A 6463-nucleotide genomic window follows, 5' to 3' on the forward strand; every position below is an offset into this window, starting at 1 on the left:
TTGACATCATTTGCGTTGGTGTTATGATGGTCGTATGAGAACAACGCTGAATCTCGACGAGGATGTTCTGGATGCCGCCCGAAAGGTGGCCAAGGATTCGAACGCTCCCTTCCGCCAGGTCTTGAACGAAGCCTTGCGGGCGGGCCTGCGGGTCGTCCGGGAAGGGTCCTCCTCCCGCCCGTACCGCACGAAACCGAACCGGATGGGCCTCCGGGAAGGGATGAACCTGGACAACATCCGGGAACTCCTCTCCCGGGTCGAAGGAGAGGACAGCCGTTGATCCTGGTCGATGCCAACATTCTTCTCTACGCGGAAGACGAGACCAGCCCCCGAAACACGGTCGCACGGGAGTGGTGGGACGCCCGGTTGTCCGGCCCCGGGCCGGTCTGCCTGAGTTGGGACGTTCTGGGGGCCTTCATCCGGATCGGCACCAACCCCCGCGTCTTCACGAGCCCCCTGTCGGTGGAACAGGCTGTGGCCCGCGTCCAGAGTTGGCTCGATCAACCCTGCGTGCGCCTGGTGAACCCGACGGAGCGGCACTGGACCGTGTTTCGTCGGCTGATGGAGGAGGGCCAGGCCGGGGGAAACCTCGTGCCCGACGCTCACTTGGCCGCCCTGGCCATCGAGCACGGCTGCACCCTCATGTCCACCGACGCCGATTTCTCACGATTCCCGGGCGTCCACTGGAAGAACCCTATCAAAAGCTGAGTTTTCGCTGCATGGTCCGGAAAACGGCCTTCCCCTCTCCGGCTCACCGGACCAATTGCTATTACAGGCCGAGGAAGGCGCTCAATGAGGGCGCCGCTGACCGTCAGCTTGCCTTCAGAGGTCCGTGACGAACTGGAGCAAACCGCCTTCCGCCGCTACGCGATCATTCGAAAAGCGCTCGAGACCTGCCTGTCCCGGTTTCGTTTCCGTCAGCGGCGGCTTTCCATCAGCACGGACAGGAGAGAAGCATGAAGGCGGCCGTTCGTGGCCAGGATGCCGAAGTTGGCGTCCAGGGTCGGGCCGCGGGAGAAGTCGAGGGGCTCGCCCCGGAGGTCGGTGACGGTCCCTCCCGCCTCGGTGATCACCACCCAGCCGGCGGCGTGGTCCCAGGCGTTTTCCCGGAAGCCGTCCCGCGGCGGGATGCGAAGGTAGATGTCGGCCTGACCGCCGGCCACCGCGGCGTACTTGCACTGGCTGTCCATCCGGAGCGGGGGCGCGGCCAGCCCGAGACGGTGCGCGATCCGCCCCGTGCGTTCACCATCCATGTGCGACGGTTCGAAGGATTCGCAGAGGACGGCCCGGTGAAGGTCCGAACGGTCCGAAACGCGGACGGGGGTCTCGTGGGAGCCTTCCAGGGACAGAACGGAGGCTCCCTGGCCCCGGACGGCGGCAAAGAGGCAACCGGTTTGGGGCATGTCCCCCGGAAGACCCTCCGGGACCGGGAAGTTGGGGCAGCCGAGGACCCCCAGAACCGGCTCGCCGTGGACAAGCAGGGCCAGGGCCACCGCGTACTGCCCGCCGCGAAGGAAGCCCTTGGTGCCGTCCACGGGGTCGAGGACCCACTGCCGGCCGCCGTTTCCGCTCCGCCCGCGGTCGATCAGGGCGGGGATCTCCGGTTCCGCCAGGCCCGGAAGAAAGGGGCGCAGCACGTCCGCGAGGCGCCGGACCAGGGGCGGTCCGCCGGCGGCGGCCAGGCCGGCGGCGCTCTCTTCCGCCAGGAGCGCGTCCCCGGGGAAATCGAGACCCAGGCCGTGGGACACGAGGGCCTGGACGGCGTAGTCCGCCACGGTGACCGGCGAGCGGTCCTCCTTGGCGGCGGTGTCCGACGTCTCGAGCCCCGCCTGGACCACCCGGCAAACACGGCAGGCCGTCCGGACAACCCGCAGGGCGAATTCCCTTTCCGCTTCCAGCATGAAAACCTCCCGGTGAAAAAACAGAAGCACAGTATAGACGAATCTGCGGGGAAGTGAAAGACGACGCCCCCGTAAAAAGTCGCCCATCGGAGATTTCCCGCGAATAACGCCGATTGACGCGAATACAGAAGACAAAGAAATAAAATGACGTTTGACATTCCGATTCGCGACGATTCGCGTGATCCGCGGGCTGCAAGGGACTTTTTACGGGGGCGTCATATGCATGATTCGATCTGAATCCGGAGTACCGGCTCCTGGCTCCTTTTTCCGACCCATTCCCCTGGAATTCCCGTATACTCCCCGTTTCGACGGTTGACCCGTCCATCTTTTCCAAGGAGACCCCGCATGTCCCGAACCCTCGTCACCCTCCTGGCGGTTCTCTGCACGGCGTTCGCCCTCTTCGCCGAGGAGGCCGCCCCCGCCTACCGAACGGACTACAAGGCCCTCAACGACGGCTTCATGCAGAAGATGCAGACCGTGAAGAGCCGGGAGGAGTACAAGAGCGCCCTGGAGCAGTACCGGAAGGACCTCGAGGCCCTGGTGGCCAAGTACCAGGGCGAGAAAGCCTCCGACGACCTCGACCTGTGGCGCTGTGAAGCCTACCAGCGCCTGGACCGGCCCGCCGACGCCCTGGTCCTGGCCGACGCCCTCGTCGAGCGGAAGTCCCCGCTGGCGGACCAGGCGTCCTTCCAGAAAGTGCTGATCCTCCTGGAGAAGGACGAGGCCGACAAGGCCGCGGCCCTCTTTCGCACCCTCGAAGACAAGCTGCCCAGGGACGAGGCGTACTACGGGGTCTTCGTCGGCCTCGCCACCGGCGGGGCGGCGCCTTCCATCCGGAAGGAGTACGCGCAGAAACTGATCGCCGCGGACCTGCCCGCCTCCATGACCCGTGTGAAGTTTCAGGCCCAGTCGGTCCTCAAGCAGATCGAGCTGGTCGGGAAGCCGGCCCCCGCCGTCAGCGCCGGGAAGTGGATCAACACCGAGGCCCTCTCCCTCGAGTCCCTGAAGGGGAAGGTGGTCCTCCTCGACTTCTGGGCCCCCTGGTGCGGGCCGTGCCGCCAGACGATGCCCCACCTGGTGAAGTGGTACACCGAGATGAAGGACCGGGGTTTGGTGGTGGTGGGGTTCACCCGCTACTACGGCCGGTACCGCGATGACATCCAGGACAAGGGCAAGGTGGAGCCCACCCAGGAGTTCAACCTCATCGGGGAGTTCGTCACCCGCCACAAGCTGCCGTATCCCATCGCGGTGGCGGACGGGGGGGACGCGTTCGATGCCTACGGCGTGCTCGGGATCCCGACCCTGGTGGTCATCGGGAAGGACGGCAACGTCGTGGACCTCCACGTGGGCTCCGGAAACGAGGACGCCCTGCGCGGCAAGGTCGAGGAGTTGCTGGGCAAGAGCTGACCCGACCGCGGGCGAAAGCGACCCCGGGACCGTGGCAGGGCCGGAGGGACCTCGCAGGGACGGGGGAGAAAAACACTTTGGGGCGGGGGGGCGATCGGGTATAATACCCGATTGCCCCGGGCCCGGCTCCCCATCGCCGTCCCGGGAGCACAAACTCCGAACGGGCGGCCGCATGCATTTCCCGGGCTTCGAAGAAGGGCCGAACTGGTACGCCGTCTACACCCGGCGCCAGAAGGAGCACGTCACCGACGTCAAGCTCCTCCAGATCGGCCTGGAGACCTTCCTCCCCCAGTCGTGCCGCCGGTTCCGCGGGAAGACCCTCATCCGGCCCCTCTTCCCCTGCTACTTCTTCGTGCGTTTCGACCCTGCCCGCTGGCTCTACACCGTCAACCACACGCCGGGGGTCAACCGCGTGGTGTCATTCGACGACCGCCCCATCCCCGTGGACCCGGCCATCATCACGTCGATCCGCGAGCAGCTCAACGACCAGGGTTTCCTGGTGGAGGAGCGGGCCTTCAAGCCCGGTGACCCCGTCCGGATCACCATGGGGGCCTTCGAGGGGCAGACGGGCGTCATCACGGCGCTGAGGCCCCGGGACCGCGTCGTGGTGCTCCTCAACGCCATCTTCAGCCGGGCCAGCCTGGTGGTCGGGGCCGACGTCCTCGAACTGATCCGGGAATACACTCCCACGAGGTGAACACATGAACCGTAATGTATACGACATCCTGCTCGAGCGGGGATTCATCTACCAGTGCACCGACGAAACCGCCGCCCGCGAGCACCTCGCCGAGCCCGGAAAGGCCTTCTACATCGGATACGACCCCACGGCGGACAGCTTCCACGTGGGGAGCATGGTGCCCATCCTGGCCATGGTCCATCTCCAGCGCGCCGGCCACCGGCCCATTGCCCTCCTGGGCAGCGGGACCTGCATGGTGGGCGACCCCAGCGGCCGCACCGAGATGCGCCAGCTCCTCAGCTGCGAGAAGATCGGGGAGAACGCCGTCGGACTGCGCGCTCAACTGGAGCGTTTCCTCGACTTTGCCGACGGGCGGGCGCTCCTCCTCAACAACGCCGAGTGGCTGATGCCCATCAACTACATCGAGTTCCTCCGGGAGATCGGGCGGCACTTCAGCATCAACCGGATGCTCACGGCGGAGTCGGTCAAGCAGCGCCTCGAGACGGGGCTCTCTTTCCTGGAGTTCAACTACCCGCTCCTGCAGGCCTACGATTTCTACGTCCTGGCCCGCGACCGGCAGTGCCTGGTGCAGATGGGCGGCCAGGACCAGTGGGGGAACATCGTGGCGGGCGTGGAACTGGTGCGGAAGAAGCTGAACGCCGCGGCCCTCGGCCTCACCTTCCCCCTGCTGATGAACAGCTCCGGGCAGAAGTTCGGCAAGTCCGCGGCGGGGAACGTGTGGCTTGACGCCGCGCGGACGCCCGTCTTCGACTTCTACCAGTTCTGGCGCAACGTCGAGGACGCGGACGTGCGCAAACTCCTCGGCCTCTTCACCTTCCTCCCCATGGACGAGGTGGGGCGCCTGTCGGCCCTCCAGCCGCCGCTCCTCAACCGTGCCAAGGAGATCCTCGCCTGGGAGGTCACCCGCCAGGTGCACGGGAAGGAAAACGCCGACGCCTCCTATCACTCGGCGGTCCGGCAGTTCGGCTGTTCGGACCCGGACGGGGCCGTCGAGACCTCCTCGGGAATCCCGCGGACGGGCGACGCGGGGTCGGACACCCTTCCCTCGACCCCGGTGGAACGGGCCCGCCTGGCGGCCGGCCTCGACCTCTGCGCGGTCCTGGTGGAGTCGGGACTGGTGCCCTCCAAGGCGGAGGTCCGCCGACTGGTGCAACAGGGGGGGCTCACCGTGGGCGGGCGCCGCATCGAGGCGCTCCCCTGCGTGCTGGGCGCGGCGGATTTCACCGAAGGGTCGGCGCTGGTCAAGATCGGGAAGAAACGCTTTCACCGGCTGACGCTGGCCTGAACCTGGTTCGGAAAAGGACCCAGGGACCAAAAGGACATAAAGGACATAAAGGACGGCGAAAGGCAGCGAAGGAATGCAAGGCCGTCTTTTGGCCCTTTATGTCCTTTATGTCCTTTATGTCCTTTATGTCCTTTTGGTCCTTTCGTCCTCTCCCGTCTCGCAGGCCGGGGCGGGATAGGCTCGAACCGGCCCGCTCAGCGCATGGCGAAGATCTTCACGGTGAAACGGGTTTCGCCGTCCTGTTCCGCCTCGTAGCGAAACATGCCGTCCGACGACAGCTTGACGGCCTCGTCCGGCTTGAAGTTCTCCACCGCTTCGGCGGTCCCCGTTCCGGGATCGACCCGGTAGACCACCCACTCCTCGTGCCCGTCGGCTTTTTTGGGGTCGAGGCGGGAGTCCTTGGCCCGGGCGTCCCGGGTCAGGCCGTACTCGAGCCACGCGGTGGACTGGCAGAAGAGTTTCCCCTCCCGCCAGTGGACCAGGCCGATGCCCCCGGGGTAGACGTCGGTCTGGTGGAGGAGTTTGCCGTCGTCGAAGATGGCCGCGTCCGGGTGCCCCTCGCCCACGCAGGCCACGGCCCAGCGCGCCGAGCTGCCGTCGCAGACGATCTCGAAAATCTGGATGTAGGGGGTGACGATGTCCGGATACACTTTCCGGCAAACCCGCTCCCGGGGGGACACCCGGTAGAGGGGATACTCGTCCTCCGCCTTGCGGAAGGCCACGAGCAGCGCGGCGTCTCCCTTCAACCAGTCCCCGCAGACGGGCAGGACCCCCACGGGCAGGGGCATGTCGGCGGTGACCCGCTTGGCCGCGGGGTCGATGACCACCAGCCGCCCGGGTTTTTCCCCCCGCCGGATCAGCAGGGCCAGGCGGGCGCCCTGGTGGGTCCACTGCAGGTCGATGACCTGCCCGTCGCCCGACCAGGTGTACGCCACCCTGGAGGGGTCGGACTTCTCCTTCTCGGGGACGTCCTGGGGGCCGGTCCCGGCACCCCCGAACGCACACAGGCAGGACCCGACGGTGAAGGCGATCACCGGGAAGACGCGACGCGCTGCAAGCCTCATAAATCCTCCACATGCCATCTGGTTGGTCGAAATCGCCCGCTCGCAAACCCGGAGTACGTGCCTATTGTAACCGTTTCATCGACAAGTGACAAGAGGAACCCTGCGGGCG

At 66.3% G+C, this 6463-nt stretch carries 7 protein-coding genes; 5 read left to right on the forward strand and 2 right to left on the reverse strand.

Annotated features, from left to right (window positions below):
- Positions 1–34 precede the first annotated feature (34 nt).
- Together KA419_04230 and KA419_04235 are read left to right on the forward strand one after the other, a co-directional pair.
- On the forward strand, positions 35–280 hold the full coding sequence (locus KA419_04230) for a DUF2191 domain-containing protein (GenBank protein ID MBP7865135.1): 246 nt from the start codon (positions 35–37) through the stop codon (positions 278–280).
- A complete protein-coding gene (locus KA419_04235) occupies positions 277–708 on the forward strand; it encodes a type II toxin-antitoxin system VapC family toxin (GenBank protein ID MBP7865136.1) in 432 nt (143 codons plus the stop codon). Before KA419_04230 ends, KA419_04235 begins: the two co-directional genes overlap by 4 nt.
- A gap of 209 nt (positions 709–917) precedes the next feature.
- On the opposite strand, the gene KA419_04240 is transcribed toward KA419_04235, so the two are convergent.
- Complete coding sequence (locus tag KA419_04240) at positions 918–1901, reverse strand: 3'(2'),5'-bisphosphate nucleotidase (protein MBP7865137.1); 984 nt, start codon at positions 1899–1901, stop codon at positions 918–920.
- A gap of 345 nt (positions 1902–2246) precedes the next feature.
- On the opposite strand from KA419_04240, the gene KA419_04245 reads away from it, so the two are divergent.
- From KA419_04245 to KA419_04255, 3 genes are all read left to right on the forward strand, one after another.
- Positions 2247–3308 carry a TlpA family protein disulfide reductase gene (locus KA419_04245; GenBank protein MBP7865138.1) on the forward strand — a complete coding sequence of 354 codons (1062 nt, stop codon included), beginning with the start codon at positions 2247–2249 and terminating at the stop codon, positions 3306–3308.
- Between the two features lie 172 nt (positions 3309–3480).
- On the forward strand, positions 3481–4005 hold the full coding sequence (locus KA419_04250) for a hypothetical protein (GenBank protein ID MBP7865139.1): 525 nt from the start codon (positions 3481–3483) through the stop codon (positions 4003–4005).
- 4 nt (positions 4006–4009) lie between these two features.
- Complete coding sequence (locus tag KA419_04255; GenBank protein ID MBP7865140.1) at positions 4010–5290, forward strand: tyrosine--tRNA ligase; 1281 nt, start codon at positions 4010–4012, stop codon at positions 5288–5290.
- A gap of 194 nt (positions 5291–5484) precedes the next feature.
- On the opposite strand, the gene KA419_04260 is transcribed toward KA419_04255, so the two are convergent.
- Positions 5485–6354 (reverse strand): hypothetical protein, encoded by an 870-nt coding sequence (locus KA419_04260; protein ID MBP7865141.1) that lies wholly within the window; start codon positions 6352–6354, stop codon positions 5485–5487.
- Positions 6355–6463 lie beyond the last annotated feature (109 nt).

The organism is Acidobacteriota bacterium, from assembly GCA_018001935.1.
GTDB lineage: Bacteria > Acidobacteriota > JAAYUB01 > JAAYUB01 > JAAYUB01 > JAGNHB01.